This is a genomic window from Endozoicomonas sp. SESOKO2, assembly GCF_024606245.1.
In the GTDB taxonomy this organism is placed as follows: domain Bacteria; phylum Pseudomonadota; class Gammaproteobacteria; order Pseudomonadales; family Endozoicomonadaceae; genus Endozoicomonas_A.
This window is the reverse complement of sequence record NZ_JAHHPQ010000702.1, coordinates 1-1,643: the sequence shown is the minus strand read 5'-3', so window position 1 is coordinate 1,643 and position 1,643 is coordinate 1. Positions and strand designations below refer to the sequence as shown.

Annotated in this window: 2 protein-coding genes; both read right to left on the bottom strand. The window is 48.7% G+C overall.

The genetic code is table 11. The annotated features are described in order from the left end of the window. A partial coding sequence (locus KDK17_RS16930; RefSeq protein ID WP_257288619.1) for a hypothetical protein occupies nt 1–418 on the bottom strand: 418 nt, incomplete at its 3' end. 152 nt (nt 419–570) lie between these two features. Next, nucleotides 571–1,643, bottom strand: a 1,073-nt coding sequence (locus KDK17_RS16925) for a WD40 repeat domain-containing protein (protein WP_257288618.1), incomplete at its 5' end; no start/stop codon positions are given.

Below are 1,643 nucleotides of genomic sequence, written 5' to 3'. Positions count from 1 at the left end.
GGGTTTGCTCTTTTAGCGATCTGGCCAGCCCCAGGACTGAGTTTTGATAGTCAGCTCGGCTGAGTTCGTCCGGGCATTCTTGCAAGATGGCCAGGAATTGTTCTTCTGCATAGGTGAAATGTTGGTTTTTTAATTCTTCGAAAGCTTCGTTGACTTTTTGTTTTGCCGACTTAGACGATTGCTTGTTGGTTGACGGCTGCGGCCTTTGAGAAAAAGATGCCCTGTGCGCAGTGGTTCGCCGACGGCGAATAGTTGGGGGCGTGTCCAAAGACCGATCATCCCTCGAACCACGAGGAACAAACGGTAGCGCATTCGGGTTTAAATTAGATGCAGGCGTTGTTTCCCGATGGGCATCAGGCAAGCGGTTTTGTGACGGTTGCGATCCTGAACCGCAGGATGGTGGTAATTCGTAATTCATGGCAAAGTAACCTCCCATTGTGCTCTTAAGACAGTAAAAGTAAATAAGAGTTCTCCCAAGCGCCTTAATTACCTGACCCTTTGGAATTCAAAAGTGCTGGCTCATTGGCCAGGTACTGATGTTCGCCTTGCCTGATTCTTCACCTTAAATTATTACGTCCTTTGTAGTTCAGTGATTTCCACCGAGTGATCCCAACTGCCGGTTACCACATGGCTGCCATCGGCGCTGAAGGTGGCTGATGAGATCGTGGAGCAATGGACAATGCTGGCTTTCTCTGACCATGTCCCATCATCTTTCTCGCCAATGATTTTCGCCGTGTTGTCCCTGCTGGCAGTCACCACATGGCGGGCATCAGGGCTGAAGGTAACAGACAAGACGCCATACTTATGCTTGAAGATGATTTTTTCTTCCCATAAGCCATTGGCTTTCTGGCCGATGATTTTCACTATGCCATCGTCACTGGCAGTCACTGCATGACGGCCATCGGGACTGAAGGTGGCCGAGTTGACTTCAGCATCGTGGGGGATGATGGCTTTTTGTACCCATGATCCATCGGCCTCCTTGCTATAGATTTTCGCCTTGGAATCCTTACTGGCGGTCACCACATGATGGCCATCGAGGCTGAAACTGGCTGCATTGACAAGCTCATCATGGGGAATGACACCTTTTTCTTCCCATGATCCATCGGTCTTCTGGCAATGGATTTTCGCCGTTCTGTCGTAACTGGAGGTGACCACCTGGTGGCTATCGGCGCTAAAGGTCGCTGATGTGACAAAATTATTATGGGAAAAAATCGCTGTTAATCTCCATGATCCATCGTCATTCTGGCTATGGATTTTCGCTGTGTTATCCCAACCACTGGTTATGACATGGCGGCTATCGGTACTAAATGTGGCTGAGCTGGCGGTGTGCCTGTGGGAAATGATGACTTTTTGCTCCCATGATTCATCGCCCCCCAAACTATATAGTTTTGCTGTGCCATCCCAACTGACGGTCACCACGTGTTGGCTATCGGGGCTGAATGTAGCTGATAAGACCATACTTTGATGGGGAATGGTGGATTTAACTGCCCATGATCCATCTATCGTATGGCGGTAGATGATCGCTTTGTTGTCTCTATTGGCGGTGACAAGATGGCGGCCATCGGCACTGAGGGCGGCTGAGTTGATAATTGCTTTTTCGTAAATGATGGATTTTGAAACTAAATTAAACTTTTCACAATCAG